Annotated in this window: 21 protein-coding genes; 7 read left to right on the top strand and 14 right to left on the bottom strand. The window is 60.9% G+C overall.

Annotation, left to right across the window (positions count from 1 at the left end; translation table 11 throughout):
• Positions 1 to 60: 60 nt before the first annotated feature.
• Positions 61 to 2,712, top strand: coding sequence for a sensor histidine kinase (locus FEE99_RS24050; RefSeq protein WP_041478317.1), 2,652 nt, complete (start codon positions 61 to 63; stop codon positions 2,710 to 2,712).
• 48 nt (positions 2,713 to 2,760) lie between these two features.
• Positions 2,761 to 3,456: a response regulator gene (locus FEE99_RS24045; RefSeq protein WP_041478318.1), complete on the top strand. Its 696-nt coding sequence runs from the start codon at positions 2,761 to 2,763 to the stop codon at positions 3,454 to 3,456.
• 117 nt (positions 3,457 to 3,573) lie between these two features.
• Here the strand turns inward: FEE99_RS24045 and FEE99_RS24040 are convergent, their stop codons facing one another.
• The 6 genes from FEE99_RS24040 to FEE99_RS24015 form a co-directional block, all read right to left on the bottom strand.
• Complete coding sequence (locus FEE99_RS24040) at positions 3,574 to 4,425, bottom strand: DNA cytosine methyltransferase (RefSeq protein WP_041478320.1); 852 nt, start codon at positions 4,423 to 4,425, stop codon at positions 3,574 to 3,576.
• Entirely contained in the window at positions 4,386 to 4,586 is a 201-nt protein-coding gene (locus tag FEE99_RS24035; RefSeq protein WP_081932464.1) for a Com family DNA-binding transcriptional regulator, read from the bottom strand. The genes FEE99_RS24040 and FEE99_RS24035 overlap by 40 nt, the downstream gene beginning before the upstream one ends.
• A 74-nt stretch (positions 4,587 to 4,660) precedes the next feature.
• The gene (locus tag FEE99_RS24030) at positions 4,661 to 5,515 is read right to left on the bottom strand and encodes a glycine-rich domain-containing protein (RefSeq protein WP_052392159.1); all 855 of its coding nucleotides are present in this window, start codon (positions 5,513 to 5,515) and stop codon (positions 4,661 to 4,663) included.
• On the bottom strand, positions 5,515 to 6,066 hold the full coding sequence (locus tag FEE99_RS24025) for a phage tail protein I (RefSeq protein ID WP_041478321.1): 552 nt from the start codon (positions 6,064 to 6,066) through the stop codon (positions 5,515 to 5,517). The genes FEE99_RS24030 and FEE99_RS24025 overlap by 1 nt, the downstream gene beginning before the upstream one ends.
• Positions 6,059 to 7,180 (bottom strand): baseplate assembly protein, encoded by a 1,122-nt coding sequence (locus FEE99_RS24020; RefSeq protein ID WP_041478322.1) that lies wholly within the window; start codon positions 7,178 to 7,180, stop codon positions 6,059 to 6,061. The genes FEE99_RS24025 and FEE99_RS24020 overlap by 8 nt, the downstream gene beginning before the upstream one ends.
• A complete protein-coding gene (locus FEE99_RS24015) occupies positions 7,164 to 7,541 on the bottom strand; it encodes a GPW/gp25 family protein (protein WP_041478324.1) in 378 nt (125 codons plus the stop codon). Before FEE99_RS24015 ends, FEE99_RS24020 begins: the two co-directional genes overlap by 17 nt.
• A 108-nt stretch (positions 7,542 to 7,649) precedes the next feature.
• On the opposite strand from FEE99_RS24015, the gene FEE99_RS24010 reads away from it, so the two are divergent.
• Positions 7,650 to 8,384, top strand: coding sequence for a hypothetical protein (locus FEE99_RS24010; RefSeq protein WP_143979073.1), 735 nt, complete (start codon positions 7,650 to 7,652; stop codon positions 8,382 to 8,384).
• 49 nt (positions 8,385 to 8,433) lie between these two features.
• On the opposite strand, the gene FEE99_RS24005 is transcribed toward FEE99_RS24010, so the two are convergent.
• The 5 genes from FEE99_RS24005 to FEE99_RS23985 are packed head-to-tail and all read right to left on the bottom strand — an operon-like array spanning position 8,434 to position 13,672.
• A complete protein-coding gene (locus FEE99_RS24005) occupies positions 8,434 to 8,967 on the bottom strand; it encodes a phage baseplate assembly protein V (protein ID WP_041478327.1) in 534 nt (177 codons plus the stop codon).
• 22 nt (positions 8,968 to 8,989) lie between these two features.
• Entirely contained in the window at positions 8,990 to 10,024 is a 1,035-nt protein-coding gene (locus FEE99_RS24000) for a phage late control D family protein (RefSeq protein ID WP_041478329.1), read from the bottom strand.
• Positions 10,012 to 10,218, bottom strand: coding sequence for a tail protein X (locus FEE99_RS23995; protein ID WP_143979074.1), 207 nt, complete (start codon positions 10,216 to 10,218; stop codon positions 10,012 to 10,014). Before FEE99_RS23995 ends, FEE99_RS24000 begins: the two co-directional genes overlap by 13 nt.
• Positions 10,218 to 11,096: a phage tail protein gene (locus FEE99_RS23990; protein ID WP_041478331.1), complete on the bottom strand. Its 879-nt coding sequence runs from the start codon at positions 11,094 to 11,096 to the stop codon at positions 10,218 to 10,220. Before FEE99_RS23990 ends, FEE99_RS23995 begins: the two co-directional genes overlap by 1 nt.
• Positions 11,096 to 13,672, bottom strand: a complete 2,577-nt coding sequence (locus tag FEE99_RS23985; RefSeq protein ID WP_041478332.1) for a phage tail tape measure protein — start codon at positions 13,670 to 13,672, stop codon at positions 11,096 to 11,098. Before FEE99_RS23985 ends, FEE99_RS23990 begins: the two co-directional genes overlap by 1 nt.
• 18 nt (positions 13,673 to 13,690) lie before the next feature.
• On the opposite strand from FEE99_RS23985, the gene FEE99_RS23980 reads away from it, so the two are divergent.
• The gene (locus FEE99_RS23980) at positions 13,691 to 13,951 is read left to right on the top strand and encodes a hypothetical protein (RefSeq protein ID WP_041478333.1); all 261 of its coding nucleotides are present in this window, start codon (positions 13,691 to 13,693) and stop codon (positions 13,949 to 13,951) included.
• Positions 13,952 to 14,010: 59 nt separating this feature from the next.
• Here the strand turns inward: FEE99_RS23980 and FEE99_RS23975 are convergent, their stop codons facing one another.
• Positions 14,011 to 14,325 (bottom strand): phage tail assembly protein, encoded by a 315-nt coding sequence (locus tag FEE99_RS23975; RefSeq protein WP_041478334.1) that lies wholly within the window; start codon positions 14,323 to 14,325, stop codon positions 14,011 to 14,013.
• 166 nt (positions 14,326 to 14,491) lie between these two features.
• Here FEE99_RS23975 and FEE99_RS23970 point away from each other — a divergent pair, with 166 nt between their 5' ends.
• Positions 14,492 to 14,803: a hypothetical protein gene (locus tag FEE99_RS23970; RefSeq protein WP_041478336.1), complete on the top strand. Its 312-nt coding sequence runs from the start codon at positions 14,492 to 14,494 to the stop codon at positions 14,801 to 14,803.
• 48 nt (positions 14,804 to 14,851) lie between these two features.
• Here the strand turns inward: FEE99_RS23970 and FEE99_RS23965 are convergent, their stop codons facing one another.
• Both FEE99_RS23965 and FEE99_RS23960 read right to left on the bottom strand, forming a co-directional pair.
• Positions 14,852 to 15,211, bottom strand: coding sequence for a DUF6124 family protein (locus FEE99_RS23965; protein ID WP_041478338.1), 360 nt, complete (start codon positions 15,209 to 15,211; stop codon positions 14,852 to 14,854).
• Positions 15,212 to 15,325: 114 nt separating this feature from the next.
• Entirely contained in the window at positions 15,326 to 15,691 is a 366-nt protein-coding gene (locus tag FEE99_RS23960; RefSeq protein WP_016774271.1) for a DUF6124 family protein, read from the bottom strand.
• A 1,109-nt stretch (positions 15,692 to 16,800) separates the two neighbouring features.
• On the opposite strand from FEE99_RS23960, the gene FEE99_RS23955 reads away from it, so the two are divergent.
• The gene (locus tag FEE99_RS23955) at positions 16,801 to 16,995 is read left to right on the top strand and encodes a hypothetical protein (protein WP_041478341.1); all 195 of its coding nucleotides are present in this window, start codon (positions 16,801 to 16,803) and stop codon (positions 16,993 to 16,995) included.
• 12 nt (positions 16,996 to 17,007) lie between these two features.
• Entirely contained in the window at positions 17,008 to 17,523 is a 516-nt protein-coding gene (locus FEE99_RS23950; RefSeq protein WP_052392160.1) for a hypothetical protein, read from the top strand.
• Positions 17,524 to 17,589: the final 66 nt, after the last annotated feature.

The following is a 17,589-nucleotide window of genomic DNA, read 5'->3' as shown; positions in this document are numbered from 1 at the left end:
CTCGCGAAGGCGCCCTGACAATCACCGCATAAACATCAGAAGAAAGAGAGCATCCCCAGCATGAGCGACTCCGGCCGCGCCGACGCACTGTTAGCAGACCTGCCCCGCGATGGCCGTGGCCGGCTCAAGGTTTTTCTCGGCGCGGCGCCCGGGGTCGGCAAGACCTACGCCATGCTCCAGGCTGCCCACACGCAACTGCGCCAGGGCGTAAAGGTCCTGGCCGGCGTGGTCGAAACTCATGGCCGCGCCGAAACCGAAGCCTTGCTCGGCGGCCTGCCGCAGCAGCCGTTGGTGCGCAGCGAATACCGTGGCGTGCTGCTCGAAGAAATGGACCTCGACGGCATTCTCGCCGCCAAGCCGAAGCTTGTGCTGGTCGATGAACTGGCCCACAGCAACGCCCCCGGCAGCCGTCACGCCAAGCGCTGGCAAGACATTCAGGAACTGCTCGCCGCCGGCATCGACGTGTTCACCACGGTCAACGTCCAGCACCTGGAAAGCCTCAATGATCAGGTGCGCGGCATCACTGGCGTGCAGGTGCGCGAAACCCTGCCGGACTGGGTCCTGCAGGAAGCCTTCGAGCTGCTGCTGATCGACCTGCCGCCGCGTGAATTGCTCGAGCGTCTGCGCGAAGGCAAGGTCTACGTGCCGGAACAGGCCCGCGCTGCGATCGACGCCTTTTTCACCCAGACCAATCTCACCGCACTGCGTGAACTGGCAATGCAGACCGCTGCCGCGCAGGTCGACAACGATCTGGCCCAGGGCTATCGCCAACTCGGGCAGGCCGCGCCGGCGGTGCGCGGGCGTTTGTTGGTAGGCGTTGACGGTGATGCTCAGGCCGAACGTCTGGTGCGTCACGCCAGCCGCGTCGCCCAGCGCCGGCATCTGCCGTGGAGTCTGGTGCATGTCGACAACGGCAGCGCCCGTGACGAGCAATCGCGTTTGCGTTTGCAAAGCGCCCAGCAACTGGCCGAACGCCTCGGTGGCGAAGTGGTGCTGTTGCGGGCCGGCGAAGTGGCGAAAACCCTGATTCAACACGCCGCCGAACGCCGCGCCAGTCTGTTGCTGGTCGGCCAGTCGCGGCCACGTCTGCGCCGTCGACTGTTCGGCGGTGGCCTGGCGGCGCGCCTGCTGCGTCAGGCGCACGGTCTGGAAATCAACGTGCTCGACAGTGACCACGAGCAGCGCCAACCGCGCCCGCGCAATTCAGTCACGCTGGTGTGGTTCGACTACGCGCTGGCGCTGGTCGCGACGTTGTTGGCCACGGCCCTGGCCTGGGCGGTGTCGAGTGTGTTGCCGCTGCCGAACATCTCGCTGGTTTTTCTCGCGGCGGTGTTGCTGGTGGCGGTGCGCAGCAGCCTCGGCCCGGCGCTGGCCTGTGCGGCGCTGTCGTTTCTCACCTACGATTTTCTATTCATCCCACCGAATTTCTCCTTCAGCATTCAGCGCGAAGAAGACGTGCTGACGCTGCTGTTCTTCCTGTTGATGGCGGCGCTCACCGGCAACCTCGCGGCGCGTCAGCGTCGCCAGTTGCAAGCTTTGCGCGATACCCAGGAAGAGACCAGCGAGCTGCTCGACCTGTCGCGCAAACTCACCGCCGCGACGGATCGCCAAGCCGTGATCAGCGCTGCCGCGCAACACCTCGAAGGCTGGAGCGATGTGCAATTGTGCTTGCTCAACCGCGACGGCCAGGGCGGCTGGAAAGTCGAAACCGGCGGGCCGCTGCAATTCACCGAGGCCGAACGCGCCGCCGCCGACTGGGCCTGGCAACACGATCAACCGGCGGGCAAGGGCACCGGCACCTTGCCGCTGGGGCGTTGGTGGTGGTGGCCGTTGTCGGTCGAGGACGGGCCGCTGGCGCTGCTTGGTGTTTGCGCCAAGGAAGGCCAGAGCTTGAGCGGTCAGCGCCGGCGCTTGCTCACTGCGCTGAGCCAGCCGCTGGCGCAAGCCTTGGCTCGTGCGCAGTTGGCCGATGACCTCGAAGCGGCGCGTCTGCACGGTGAAACCGAACAATTGCGCAGCGCCTTGCTGGCCTCGGTGTCCCACGATTTGCGCACGCCGCTGACGGCCATGCGCGGCAGCATCGACAGCCTGTTGGCCCTCGGCGAAGCGATTCCGCTGGAGGATCGCCGCGAGTTGCTCGAAGGCACCCGCGATGAGGCCGAACGCCTCGACCGCTATATTCAGAACCTGCTCGACATGACCCGCCTCGGCCACGGCGCCTTGAAGCTGGCGCGCGACTGGGTGTCGCCAGCCGATATCGTCGGCAGTTCACTCAACCGCCTGCGCGCGGTGCTGGCGCCGTTGCAGGTCAGCACCGAAGTGCCGGCCGAGTTGCCGCTGCTGTATGTGCACGCGGCGCTGATCGAACAGGCGCTGGTTAACGTGCTGGAAAACGCCGCGCGATTTTCGCCCAGCCACGGTCGCCTGCAACTGCGCGCGGGTGCCGATGAGCAGGAAATTTTCTTTGCGGTCAGCGATGAAGGCCCGGGGATTCCCGAAGAGGATCGAGCGAAGATTTTCGACATGTTCTACACCGCCGCGCGCGGTGATCGCGGCGGGCAGGGCACGGGGCTGGGACTGGCGATCTGTCAGGGCATGGTCGGCGCGCACGGCGGGCGTATTTCCGTGGCTGACGGCATCGACGGGCGCGGCACCTGCATCACCTTGCACCTGCCGTTGCAGGCGCAACCGGGGATGGACGGTGAAGCTTGAAGTCGACTGCGCTACTCTCTTGCCAATCTATTGTGTTGATGTGAATTCATGAGCCAGACCGCGACCATCTTGGTCATCGACGACGAACCGCAGATCCGCAAATTCCTGCGCATCAGCCTCGCTTCACAAGGCTACAAAGTGCTTGAAGCCGGCACCGGCGCTGAAGGCCTGGCACAAGCCGCGCTGAGCAAACCTGACCTGGTGGTGCTCGACCTCGGGTTGCCGGACATGGACGGTCAGCAGGTCCTGCGCGAGTTGCGCGAATGGGCGACCACGCCGGTACTGGTGCTGTCGGTGCGCGCCAGTGAAGGGCAGAAGGTCGAAGCGCTGGATGGCGGCGCGAACGACTACGTGACCAAACCGTTCGGCATTCAGGAATTTCTCGCCCGGGTTCGCGCGTTGTTGCGCCAGGCACCGGCGGGGGAGACGCAGCCAGCGGCGCTGAGTTTCGGCCCTCTGACCGTGGATCTGGCCTATCGGCGCGTGCTGCTCGACGGCGCCGAAGTCGCCCTGACCCGCAAGGAATATGCGGTGCTGGCGCAACTGGCGCGGCATCCGGGGCGGGTGATCACCCAGCAGCAATTGCTCAAGGATACCTGGGGGCCGACGCACACCGAGGACAGTCATTATCTGCGCATCGTGGTCGGGCACCTGCGGCAGAAACTGGCGGATGACCCGACCCGGCCGCGGTTTATCGTGACTGAGGCGGGGGTGGGGTATCGGTTGTTGAGTGAAGTTGGCTGATTGATGCCGCGCGCATAAAACCATGACCATTGCGCGCGGTATTTGGGGTTTGGTTCTTTTGCACGGGGTGCAAAGGAATTGCAGGATGGTAGCGGGATTTTGATTCCCGCTGTGGGGTTAGTGGGCTTTGATTAGTTTTTCGGCGATCCATTGCGCGATTTGCGGGACGACGGCGTTTCCGGCAGCGAAAGCTTCTGCAAGGTTGGACGCATCCAGTCCGAGGCAAAGCCCATCATCGTCAGACGTTCGCTGCCGCTCAACCATCTGATGCCATCCGTTCGGGTGAGAGACGAAAGTGGTACAGCCCATAGCGATCTGGGAGCCGGCTTTGTTTGCCAATAGAGTATTGGCAGCCCATGCATCCGCGGGCCGTGGCCAGGGTTGCGATTGAGACGCTGGAGGTATTGCGTCCACTGGCGCGGCGTCAGCCAGCAGCTCGATGGGGGGCATTCGGTGATGACCGGCGACCAGGAATATTCGGCGACGTTGCTGGGGGACTCCGAAATATTGAGCATTAAGCACTCGCCAGCATCCCACATACCCGCTGTCCGCAAGGGCCCGGATGACTGTTTGAAAGTCTCGGCTATCGTTGATAGCGAGCAAGTTAACGACGTTCTCAAGGACCACCCAGCGAGGTTGTGTTTCTTTGAGGATGCGTATGACTTCCCAAAACAGGCCGCTGCGCTGGCCTTGCAGGCCTCGGGTGTGTTGGTTGCCGGGGCGGCTGCCGGCGTTGCTGATGTCTTGGCAGGGAAAGCCTGCGGTGATGACGTCGACGGATTGCAGGTTATGGGCGCCGCAGTGGCGCACGTCTTCGTGTTGCGTGGCATGCGGAAATCGGTCGGCAAGGACAGCCCGGTTGGTGGGGTTGAGTTCCACTTGCCAGGCGGTGCGGTAGCCTGCTTTTTCGAATCCTTCATCAAAACCTCCTATGCCTGCGAACAGGCTTCCAATGGTGGGCTGGGGCACGTCTGCGCTCTTGTGGGCAGATGCTCAGGGCATTCGGATAGGAGGCTCGGGGCCTTCAGGTGATTGAGTGTCCGGCAGCGCGGGCACTTGATTTGCAGTTCGGTGAAGCTTTGGGCGGCGGCGAGTTTGCGGTGGCATTGGCCACAGCGGATGTCTTGCATACGTTTATATCCCTCTGGCTGTGCGCCGACGCTGGTCATTAATCTTGGGGGCGCTGATGACCCACTCCCGCTTATCACCATTGAATGGTTACGCGTCCGTCTGCGCCATCTGGTGCTGCACTTGCGCCGCGGCCTCCGCCGCCGTGTCCTGGCGTCACGGGTTTGCGCGGATCGTCCCATGAGGCGCCCGACTCACCGCCTCCGCCAGCGCCACCTATGAATCCAGTGTTTTTAGAGCCGCCAACCGGGTGGCCTGCTGTGCCGATACACTCATTTTCGTCCCCGCCATGACCAATGCCGCCATGAGGCGCCTTACCGTCGAGCCGCCCACCTAGTCCTGCCGTGGCGTACACAAACTTCCCGAAAAAAGACGCGCCGCCCGCGCCTCCGATAGTGTCCAATTCAGTGGCCCCTTTACCGCCGGCCCCAACGGTTATTTCCACCGTGGTCACGCCTCGTAGGTCGACGAGTTTTCTAGCAATGCCGCCACCCGAGCCGCCAGAGGGGCCGGGTAAAGTGATCGATCGCGCGCCACCGCCGCCGGCTCCAATAACGACAACCCAGGCCTGGGTTACGCCTGAAGGGACCTTCCAGGTATATATCTCGGGTTCAGAAAAGACCGCGCAACCGCGGAACGGGAACAGGCTGGCGAGGTGTTTGGGCGTCACGGTTGTACCGGTTTCGGTACCCGCTTTGACCGCTGCCTGGGTTGCGATGCGCGCTATCCCGGCGGCTTTTTCGGTGGCCTGAATGACTTTGTCGGCGATGATTTTCAGTGATTCGAATTTGCCTTTGAGCCATACCGTGCGATTGCTCAGTTGTTTGATGGGCAGATTGGTCACGCCCTCGGGGCCGCCGACGACGGGGTCGGAGGTCTCGATCTGGTAGACGCCGGGCGTCCATTGGTTGGTTTCGGGTAGGTCGGCCATTAGCTGCTTCCGTGGTTGTATTGGCCGTCGTAACGGGCGACTGCGTTGTAGCGGATGGCGACAGCTTGGTAGTCGAGTGAGACCAGCCGGCAGCGCGCCGGGGCGACGGACAGGAGGACGCGGCGCAGGAGCACCGCTTGATCGTTGGTGATGCTGCGTTTGAGGATGACGCGGTATAACGGCCAGACAGTTGGCGGGCTTGGCTGGTTGTCGGCTTGTGTTTGCGGCCCTTCTTGCAGGGTGACTTCGCCGAAACCGAGCAAGCGAATGACTTCGCGGATCGCCCACGGTGTGCCCTTGAAACGGTGCAGTTCGATGGCGTTTTTGATGAGGTTGCGCTTGGCTTGCTCGGATTCGGCCAACTGCCACGCGGCTTCGTCCAGCAGTGAGAACTGGTCGGCCAGATGTGGCAGCAGCCTGGGTTTTACCAAGTCGATCAGGTAGACGAGCATGGCGTTGAGGTCGAGGTCGGCGAGTGACTGGTCGAGCAGTTCGCACAACAGCGTGAAGCGCGCGTCGCCGGCCAGCGCAGGGGTTAGCGGGTCAGCCATCGGCGACCCCGGCGTCAGTCAGCTTGATGGCGGTGCAATGTGCCCATTGGTTGCTTTGAAGCTCACGCAGGTTGACCGGTTTTTCTACGTCCGCGCGGTAAACGCCGGGCACTTGCAGCGCGGCGGTGAGTTGTTCCGGGACGAGATCGTGCCCCAGCGCGGCGCTGCATGTTTGGGCATAGCGTGTAGCGGCGGCTTTCGCTGCCGCCATCACGGCGCTGCGGTCGGCGTTTGCATACAATGTGAGGTGGGCGGTGATCTGGTAGCGGACCTCGATGGGCGCGGCCGCGATTACGGTGTCGCACAGCGGGCGAAGTTTCTCGCCGCTGATTTGCTCTGTGATGTCTTCTAGCAGTTGCGGCGTCGGCAGGCCGTCGGCGGTCAGCGGATAGAGCGCAACGTGACCGTCGGGTTGGCCTTCGTCGGGGCCGTGGACGGCGACATCGATGATGGATTGGTGCACGGCGAGCGTGTGATAGCGGTACGCGGCGCGGCTGCCGGCGTTGCTGAAGGCCTCGGGCGCCAGGATGATGCGCTCGCGGTAGCGATCGTCGTTTTCGTCTTCGGCACCGTTGGCCGTGTTGGTTGTGTTGCTGGCCGTGAGGCTTGGGTCTGGCGCGTTGATGAGCGCGCTGATCTGGCCGAGGGTCCAGCCGTTGCCTTGCTCGCCCAGCGTCTGGCACGTGGCGGTGACCGACACTTCGGCCTGATCGGCAGGCAGCGTTACATCGCGGTCGGTGGTGAATACGACTTTGGCGTCTTGGGTGCTGACGCGTGTGCCTACCGGGATGAGTAACGCTTGAGCGGTCGCGGTAGGCAGGCTGAAACGCACGGTGCACCGGGCGGCTTTGGCCAGGAGACGCGGCGTGGCAACCAGTTCGCCCAGATAATCGAGGATCGGGCCGCGGGCGAAGCGCACCAGCAGTTGTTCGCCAGCGTGTTGAATGCTCATCTGCAAGCGGGACACGGCGTAGGCGATTTGATCGATGTAGAGCCGTTCGATCTGTGCCGGGTACAGGGTTTTGCCGGATGCTTTTTCGTAGCGGGCGATCAGATCCGCCTCCAGCGCGGCGGGGTCGATCTTGATGAATTCCGGTTTAGGCAGCGCGCGCATACGGCACCTCGGTGACCTGCTGGCGCTGGCCGGTGATGCGCCATTGCACGCGGGCCGTGATGTGGTGGGCGCTGATCTGGATGTGGACTTGATCGACCGAGACGCGCGGCTCCCACTGGCGCACGGCGTCGAAGGCTTCGCGCACCAAGTGCGGCGTGACGCGATCGGTGGGCCAGTCGAGGTACCGGTGGAGGTTGCTGCCGAACTCGGGACGGTGCGGGTCGCTGCCTTTGGGGGTGGTGAGGATGATGCGCAGGGATTGGTCGATATCGCGCAGGCCTTCGACGATCTCGCCTGTTGTGCCGAGTGCGGGTTGCCAATGGGCTGCGGTGATATTGGTATAAGGATTAGGTGTGGTCATCAGCCCATGATGAGGACGCTCCCGGGCTGCCGCTTTTAATCACATTTAAAGATGCCGTTGGCCATGCCGATGATGAGGCATGTCATAAAATCAGGAAGGTACGTATCAGTGTTCGGTATTTCAAAAAAAACGGTGCTCCAGCTGGTACGTGAGTTTTGGATTCCTTTTATTATTTCTGTGGCATGGACAACCTATGCCGTTTGGGGGCCTGACGTCACGGTCAAAAACATCATTTCAAATTTTGGCTCATCGTTCTTTTTGGCCAGTTGGTTGACCGGACAGATTTTCAGAATCCGAAAACAAGCAGGTGTTGAAGCCAGCTTTGGTAGCGTGGAGCAACGCTTGAATCACTTGGTTGGCGAGTTGGAGACCAAAACCCAAAACATGATCAGCCACATCACCGGTGGTGACAGCTACCTGTATTTTTTCCCGGTTTCTTTAGTTGGCACAAAAGTATTGTGGGTAGCTGTGCACAAGGGTCAGTACTCGTTACTTCAGGTAAAAATCACCATCACCGACGTAGAAATGCTGAAAGGAAGCTTCAAGCCGCAGGGGGTAAAGGACTTTATAAGTCATCATCAACTCGGGGATTTCCATAAGGGAACAACCCAACGAGTAGCTGATAGCGAGTTTGGTGCCCGAGAGCGCTTTAGCTTCAAAATCGTCACCTATTCGCGCAACGGCACTTATGAGCAGGAAACTCGATTCGTTAAAGTTGGTGATGGTATGCAGTATGCGTTGCGTATCACCGGCCCCTCCGGAGTCGTTTACCAAGAATGCCAGCGCAGTTTCCCATTGAATGCGAATGGGCAGGTCGGTTGGGACGAAGAGCATGTTGTTTAACATTGCGGGGCTCACCTGAAGCGGAATCGAATCAGGTATGAACAGCTACTTAATGACTGTGGTTGCTTGAGTTGCCTCCCGCATCCATGATCATACCGGTCGCGCCTATATCGCCCTTCACCTGCAAGTTACCAATCAATGTGACTTGCAGGACCTCCAGTTTCGCTGAGGGCGCTTTGATCAGGACAGACTCACTAGACTCTAAGGTGACCTGTCCGTCGCATTTCACCAACAACGGCCCCACACACTCCAACCTCATCACCCCCGCCACCCGGTCATACGCCACCACCGTCCCATCGCTATACCGCACAAACTCCGTGTCCTCATCCACCACCGGTGGTGGCTCCGCTGTCGAATAAATCCCGCCCAAACAAACCCCGCCCACGCCATCCGCATCCAGCAGCACCGCCACCTGTTCGCCGATCTCAGGCATCAGTCGTCGGCGTTGTGTGCCTTGGGTGTTGCGTTGGGGGATGTTGAGCCAATAAGTCTGGACGCCGTCACGGTCGTCGAGGCGTACGCGCAGGCGGCAGGTTTGGTGGTCCAGGGCGGTGACTTCGCCGTATTCGAGTTGGGTGGGCATGGGTTCTGCCTTCAGTGAATGGTTAATGGTTTGAGATGCGGGCGACCTGTTGGGTCGTGGTGTAGCCGGATTGGCGGGTGATGCGGTGGGTGGATGAGGTGATGAGGTAGCGGCCGTTGAGTTGGCCGGTGGTGATGAGCCGGATGACGTTGCCGCTGGTGAGGTGCGGTTGGCCTTGAGTGGTCCATTGGCCGGTGGTGCGTTGGCGGTTGGCTTGGGCGAGTTCGGCTTTCGCTTTGGCCTGGGCCTGTTCGGTGGTGGCGCTGCGCTGTCGGCTTTTGTGGGTGTCGGCGCTGGTGGTAGTTTGGCTGGCACTGCTCGGGGCGGCGACGGTTTGGTTGTTGACCAGCGTGTAGGTGATGAGCTGTTTTCTGGCCGGGTCTTTGTGTTTGATTTCGATGGCCTTGGGCACCGTTTTGATTTGGTCGCGCAGGTTGATATTGGCCACGTCTGTAAGGCGATGCGTGGCGACGGGCGCGGCCTGCGCCAATCGTTGAATGGCGTGGAAGACCAGTTGCCGGCCGGTGATTTTGAAGGCGTAGTCATAGGTTGCAGCGATGTTGCGCAGGAATGTCAGGTCGGTGTCTTGCTGGGTCAGGCGGTCGAGTGGAATGGGCTCGATGTGGCCGACCAGAGTGAGGCCTTGGCGGGTGGCGATCTGTTGAGCGATGGCGGCCAGGGTGAGGTCTTCGTAGGCGCGGTGTTCGACGGTGCGCAACGGGCCGTTGATGCCGGTGGCCAAGGCATGAATGGTGATGGTCGAGGGTGGGCCGTTGAGTTCGACTTCGTCAATTTCCAGCCGGCCGAGGGTCCGCAATGGTGCGCCTTGCCAGCCGATCGCCAAGGTCAGCGTATCGCCGTGGCCAGGGTACCAGGCATCGCGCCAGCGGCCTTGAGTGTCTTCGAGTTCGACTTCCAGGCTGTCGGCGTTGCCGGTCAGGTGGTCGGTGTAGGTCAGTGACAGCAAATGCTCGCTGACATCGCGGGTGATGTTGCGCTGCTGATAGGTCAGCACAAAGCGCGCCTGCAAAACGTGTTGCGGGTTTAGCGCATCCATGGCGGGACGTCCTGAGCGGTGGGCAATGCTTCGAGTAGTGGAATGGCCAAGGTCAGGCCCGAAGGCAACGTAGCGCTCAGCGGGACGTTGGGGTTGGCTTCAACGATTGGAAAGTAGCGGTGAGTGTCGCCGTAATAACGCCAGGCCAACTGATCCCAGCGCTCGCCTTCGGTGGTCAGGTGCAAGATGAACATCAACGCCTCCGGGTCAGAATGTCGGCGGCCAGCCCGGCCAAGCGATCGCTGGCGCCGTCCAGTACCGTGACGGCTTCATCGAGGGATGCTTGTGATGCGCCGAAGCGATTGACGATGCTGGCGAGGTCGACGGGATTCAGGCAATCGCGGGCGCCCATGACACTGCCCAGCACGTCTTCGCCCAACCGGGACAGGTCAGCGCCGTCACGCAGCAACCCGGCAGCGCCGGCGAGACCTCGCAGTGGCTCGATGGCCTGCGCGGTGACGCCGAGCAACTGCGGGACCTGGCCGAGAATGGCCGCTGGGTTACCGCTCCTGGCGGCGTGGTAAAGGGTTTGGCCTTGGCGCAAGACGGTGCCGGCGGTTTTGGCGTGGCGAATGACGTTCTGTGCCGTACTGGGCGCCGCCGCTTGGCGCGAGATGACGCCGGGTGAATCCATGGCCGGCGCGCTGTCGCGGGCTGTGGGATCGAGCAAACCGGGCGCGTGAACCTTGCGAATAAACGCGCCGGTGTACTCGCGCAGGCTGATCTGCAACGTGGCGGCCAGCAACTGCCCAGTGGCCGAGGTGCGGCGGATGACGTTGCTCAAATGGGTGATGACGTACGGGCCCAGGTATTCACCGCTGCCCATCACCCACGCCAACGGCTGGTGTTGAGTTTTGGCCAGACGCAGCGCGCGCAAGCGCTGCTCCGGTTCGCCCAATAGCGGGTGCAACTCGAGCGTCAGTTGGCACTCATCGAGCCCTTCGCCGACCCACTCCAGCAACGGTTTGCCCTGCATACGCGGGTGCTCGGCCCAGTCGGCGGCGCCGCTGTGTTCAATGGCACTGACGCCGCCGGCCACGGTGAATTCGATGTCGCCGAGAAGGGCAAACATCAGAATCCACCTTGGGCTGACGGCCCGTAGCTGCGACGGCGAGCATCGTGAAGGTAGCGTTCCATCATGCGCGTCCACTCACCGTACGCGGCTTGCAGCCCTTGGTTGATAGCTTCAGCCCCGGCGCCAGCGGGCACGTTGATCTGCGGCGAAAAATGGAAGGTCATGCTGGTCGCCGCGCTGGTGGCCGAAGCGCTGTCGCCGCCCATGCGGCTGGCCCTGGACACCTGCTGAAGGTCCGGCGGCGCCATGTCGACGCGGCTCTGCTCGGCCATGCCCAGCGCGGCCTGCTTGACCAGCCCCGCATGGGCAGCAATGCCCAACGCCGCGCCTTGGCTGATGTTGGCACCGTAACCGATGAACACGCGGCTGGGCGACTCGATGCCCAGGGTTTCAGTGAACCAGCCTTTGATGGCCGAGCCGATGCCGACCACGCTGTCTTTCACCGCGCCGAGGCTGTTACGCAGGCCATCGACCAACCCGCTGACAAGCATGCCACCGAACTCCGTGAACGTGCCCGGCAGTTCGACGCCCAAGTAATTCATCACCCCGGCAAACGCACGGTAGATCAAACCCAACGGCGAGAAGTTGACCAGCAGCGCCAAAATGCCCATCAGCCCGCCGTTAAAACCGGTTTTGACCTCCGCCCATAACCCGGTGAAAAACGCTTTGATCGGCTGCCAGTGTCGATAGATCAAATACGCCGCCATCGCGATCCCGGTGATCAACAGACCGATGGGGTTCATCATCAAGGCTCGGCCCAGCCAGAGAACGGCTTGGCCTGCCAGCTTCAGGCCAAACAGCAACGTACCGCCCAACACCTTGCCCAACAACAAGGCACCTTGCGCCATCAGCTTGAGCGGGCTGGCCAGCGCCATGAGCAGGCCGCGCGTGAACAGCCCGGCGTACCTTCCCACTGCTAGCAGGCCCGTACCCAGTCGCTTGAGCCCCGACATCAACGGCGCAAATCTGCCCATCTGCCACGCACTGCGCAGCAAGGTGAAACGCGCCGACAGCGCCGTCACCGTCGTGGACATGGCCACCAACGGCGCGACGACCAGATTGGCGCCGTACGCCAGGCCGATAAACGCCAACTTGCCGAGCAGCAGACCGCCGACCAAACCGACGACACCTTTGATCAACGCCGGGTGCTCACCGGCCCATGCCGAAAATCCACGCATGAGCGGCACCAGCGCTTGGCTGATCTCGACGATCGCTGGCAGCAACGCGTTGCCGACAGAAATACCGATGTCGGCCAAGTTGATGCGCAGCGCTTTCAATTGCTCCTTGGTACTGCCCATGCGTTTGATCCAGTCGTCATCGAGCACGCCCTGGTCGGCGGCATTGCGGCTGCCTTGCTCAATGCCGGCCATGTCGTGCTGATTGGCCAGTGCCGGGCGGATGAACGACAAGACCTGTTGGTCGGCAAACAGCTCACCTAACTTGTAGGCCTGATCCAAGCGCGCCAGCGCCGTTTGCCGCTCCTGCTGATCGTTGATGGCCAGCGCCTTGCCGTACTGCGCGGCGGCGTCGGGGGCGTCTTTGCCCAAATGCTGGGTGAGGATGCTGAGCATGGCTTGCGCTGGCGACAAACCTTCGCTGACCAGATTGTGCAGGCTGCCTTTAAGGTCGATGCCTGCCTTCTCGAAGGCCTTGAGGGTGTCGGGCGACGTGAGCTTGGAGAGGAAGTTTTTGAAGTTGTTGGCGGCCTCGTCATTGCTGCCGGCACCGCGCCGGGCGATCTGCAATGACGCGCCGATCTGCGCCACCGCGCGCTCGCCGGTGATGCCGAGTGCGGCGAACTGCGGCGTTAATTGCGGCAGCCACTTGGCCATGTCGGCCAGCTCGAATTGCCCGCTTTTACCGGCAAAGGCCAACATGTTCATCGAGCGCTCAAAGCCTGCCGCGCCGATGTTCAGGTTGTCGTTCAGGGCGATGGCCACCGCGCCGAGGTGCTCCATGCTGGCGCGCGTCGCGGTGGCGGTTTTGGCCAGCACCGGCGCGTAGTCCGTGAGCGCCTGGAGGTTGTCGATGCCACCGGCGACCAACACGGCGGTACCGTTGGCAACGTCGGTCTGGGTCTGATTCCAAGCCAGCGCGGCGCCGCGCATGGCCATGCTCAAGCGTTGCTCTTGCGCCGGGTCGAAACCGCCGCCAATGGCGATGTCACGGGTCTGATCCTGAAAATTAATGGCGGTTTTTATCGACTGCACAATGGGCGCGCCCAGCGCCGCGCCGGTGCCAATCGTCTCCATGGCTTGGCCGCGCAACTGGCTGCGCTGGTTTCTGAGCGCATGACCGCGCGCCAAACTGGCGTTGAGCTGCTGTTGTTTTAGATGCAATTGATCAAGGGTATGGCCGACCGCGTCGTACTGACGACGCAACTGGCCGATGCCGGCGCCGCCACGGGCCAATGACGCCGCCAACTCGTGGCCCAGCTGTTGCTGCTTGAGCGTGAGCCCATCGACGGCGCGGCCCAAGTGGCGCACGGTGGATTGCGCCGAACCAAACGCAGCGTTGAGGCTGCCGGAGACGACGGCGCCGATTTTTAAACCGATGAGGACTTCGTTGGCCATCGTTGCTACGCTTTGGTCATGTTTGAAAAAGCCGCGTTACGCACTGCCCACACCCTCTATGCACTGGCCATTGGCGCCGGTGTGATCGGCCTTGCCTGGGTGTGCCTGGTGCATTTGCCTTGGTGGGCGGCGATGGCGGCGTTCTGTGTGGGCCTGCCCTTACTGGCCATGGCCGCCGCCCCCCTGGCGGCGGGCGGTGCGCTGGTGGCGGGCGTGGTGGTCGGTTTGCTGGCAGTGGTCAGCGGCGCGCTGGCTCGGCGTGTTCGAGCCGGCGATTGATCTCGCGCTGACAGACCTCGACCCATCGCCAGTACTCGACCATGTCGAGCCGTTCGATCTCAGACGGCGGCAACCTCAGCACCAGCAGCAACGCTTCGTCCCAGGACTGGAGCAAGGTTTCGGCCGGCTGCCATTTCCCGCAACACCTCGGTGGCGAGCGTTGAGTCGGCAATGTCGAACTCACCCAGATCTTCAAGGGTGATGCCCAACAGTTTGGCGACCAGCAGGTCTTCCATGGCGCCTTCGTCTTTGGTCACCGCTTGCGCGGCGCTGATGTCTTTGCGCTTGAGGCGTCTGATGGGCAACGACGACAGGAGCTCGCCGCTGGCGCTGGTGAAGGGGAATTTGAGGGTGAAGGTGTGGGTGTCGGTCATCGTCATCGCTCCGGGGTCACTACGGCTTTAATCCGTGAAGACGTGATCCTGGAGCGGTATTGAGGCACAGGCTTTTAATTGGATTTATAGAGCCCGTGATAGGCGGAAATCTTGGCTATGATCATCCCGCCAAGGCGCAACTCTGCGCCCAAAAGGAGAAGACAGCATGAGCGTTGATAACAAAGCAGAATTCAATGTGCTGGTGGGTAAGATTTTAAGGATGCTGGCAGAAGCGTGCCCTGCACAGGTCAAACTGGATGCCGAAACCTTCAACCTCGAAGCCGGCTCTTACGACACACCAAGTGGCATCATTGGAGTGTTCTACAACGCGTCGCCACAGGAGCAATTCCTGACCGATACGCTTCAATGGCTGGTCGACGAGGGCTATATCCGAGGTGAGTCCAACCGAGGCTATTACGTTGCGACGTTCCAAACCTTAAAACTTTACGGCTCTGTTCCTAACGCGCTCACCAACTAAGGAAAGCAGTCAGTCGCTAGACCGACTGCTTTTGCGTTCGCATTGGCTCTAGGACGTGGGCACAACGTTATCCAACGCTTTGTTCACGGCCAACTCCCCCAACATCACTACCTGCGCAATGCCCAGCAAAGTATTGCGCCGTGAGCCCTCCAGCATCCCGGCGAAATCACCGAGCATCACCGTGGCGGACGCCAGGGATTCGCACGCGTTGACCAGCAAGGATTCGGTGTCGGATTCCGGGCTGACCATAAACAGCGTATTGGGACTGTAAGGCGTGGCGTTGATCTTGGCCGGCGCGAGGTAATGGTCGAGCGCGCGCTCGGCGGCGTCGTGAAGTTTTTTTGAATGGAAGGATTCATAAGGCGATACCGATTCGGTGACCGGCGGATGGGACGGTGTCTGTGACATCAGCTGAAACTCCGATGAGAGCCGCTTGAGCGTCTGTGTATGAGGATGCCGCGCCACAGCAGTGACGCGTCGCTGGCAGTGAGGGAGCACGCCCCCTCCTGCCTGGGTTGCCGGCTAGTTCGACACGCGTCGGCTGTCGAGCACGCGATTGACGATGAGCTCACTCAACATGATCACCTGCTGCAACATCAGCAGCGATCGACGCTGTGGGTGGTCAATCACGCCGCCGATTTCGCGGGCCATGTCATTGGCGGCTGCCAGCGATTCACAGGCTTCGACGAGCAACGTTTCCTCATCCACCGTTGGGTCGATGAGAAAGATCCTGCCCGGCTGGCGCTTGGGAATGGTGGTTTTGAGCGTCTGAGGGTCGAGGTAAAAGTTGATGGCGCGAGCGGCCGCGTCTTTTATCCGCTGGGGTTCCAGAGCGGGGTCGTAGGGAATCGAATCGGCTTCTGGCGGGTTGGGCGTTACTTTGAACATATATGACTCTCTACCTTGAAGGAATGAAGAGCCGTCACTATCGCTACCAAACGATGGGTGGCGGCCACACGCGGGTTGGTAGACCGGTCAAGATAGTTAACCCCGGCGCTCACGAATGAGCCCCACGCATGGCCACCATAGAGAGCTGAGCCTCGAAAATAGAGGCCGCATATGGAGACGCCGTACAACTATCAAGAAACGGGCTACCAAACCCGATCACTGTTTTGCAGTGACAGGGAAACGATATAGCCCAACCGATAGCCGTGTAAGCCGGCGGATTCTGAAGTACCCGTAGGCAGCGGCGCAAGGCGTTGTAGGCTTTTTGGAGTAACAGTTGGTGTAATTTAAACGTGATTGCCAAATCGCGTTTATGCCCTGCACGCGCCTGATTGATCTCACCTTTTAGGATGTAGCAGATTCCAGATCTTGCGGCTGTCGAGTCGCGTTGCTGCGGGCGCGTATGAACGCAGGGAATGAGCAAAGAAGTTTGCCTTTCGGCCACGAAAACGGGAGCTGAATGCCACGGGGGCGTCTTGATGAGATGGCCTTGTGTTGACCGACTATGAAAGGCGGCAGCTGCGCGCAGGTTAGTAGGCCGGCAGGAATTAGGGAGACCGGCGCGCCCGAAAGCGCCCTGCGCACAGCCACCAAACACGGAAGTGACCGAAAAGAGACGACTGCAAACCAACGATCAAACCTCGGATCTGCTCAATCCGAAGGCCCTCATCTCGGCCAGCAGTCGCCGTAAAGGTCAGGCAGGAACAACCTGTTTTTCTCGGGAAATCGACTTTAAATGCCCCAGATTGCCCTGCCTGGTCACATGGGCGGTGACAGGACATACGATACCGGTGAGCTGACAGATGCGCTGCCGGGGGATTCTGTCTTGGCTGTAGGCAATTGCACCGGGTGCGGTAGCCTGTAGGGCTGCATTTGAAGGACGCGGTATGTAGCGCAAGTTCGCAAGGGAAACCGCCTACAATTTTTTAAGGTTGGCCTTCTTAAGCGTGGCAGTTAGTGTGGCTGCGACGTTGCCGCCAACTGCGACCGAGTGGTCCACTTGAGGCGGTGGCCAGCGGCAATCAATGAACATGGGCAATGAGGTTTTGTAGATGGATGAGGAAATCACGCTTGAGTACGAAGGTGTTGAATACACTGCTACCTACAGCGTGTTTGGGGAGACGTTGACGGTCTACCTGCCCAACGGTGACGCGCGATCGACTGAGTTACGTGGGTTGCCTGTTGAGTCGGCTGCGTTGGTGCATTTGAAGGGTTATGCGCGTCTCGTCAGTTTGAATAAAAAATAAGGAGAGTTAGGGATGTCGGCGAGGATTATCGAGTGTGATCGTGCTGCTGAGATTCGACCTCACCTCGCCGGTGTAGAGGCAGAAATTCTTGACGTCTTGCGTGAAGCTAAAATCCTCGCTCGACGCTTTTATCGGCTTACCGGGAAACCACTGGGGATTACTGGCGAGGTGGCGGAGTATGAGGCCGCTACGAAGCTAGGCTTGAAATTGCATAGCGCAAGGCAGGCTGGGTACGACGCGACTGCCTTGCGAGATGGACAAGAATTACACATACAGATCAAGGGGCGCTGCATCGCCAATCCAGCCAAGATCAATGGCCGCTTGGGCAGCATCGATTTGACTAAGCCCTTTGATGCTGTGCTGCTAGTTTTGCTGGATTCGGAATTCAACGCGTTTGCGATGTACGAGGCCAGTCGTGCTGCAGTGGTTGCAGCAATTGAGCGACCGGGTTCCAAAGCCCGTGTTGAACGGGGAGCTTTGGGGATACGTCAGTTTATGGCGATAAGTTCGAAGTGCTGGCAGCGCTAGCTAGCGCGGAACCCTTTTGCTATCTATGGTGCGACGGAGAGCAGAAACCTTTTACACAGAACCAGC

The sequence above is a fragment of the Pseudomonas sp. ef1 genome, from assembly GCF_007293365.2.
GTDB classification, from domain to species: domain Bacteria; phylum Pseudomonadota; class Gammaproteobacteria; order Pseudomonadales; family Pseudomonadaceae; genus Aquipseudomonas; species Aquipseudomonas siliginis.
The sequence above is the reverse complement of the archived record's forward strand: the minus strand, read 5'-3'. Positions and strand labels throughout refer to the sequence as shown.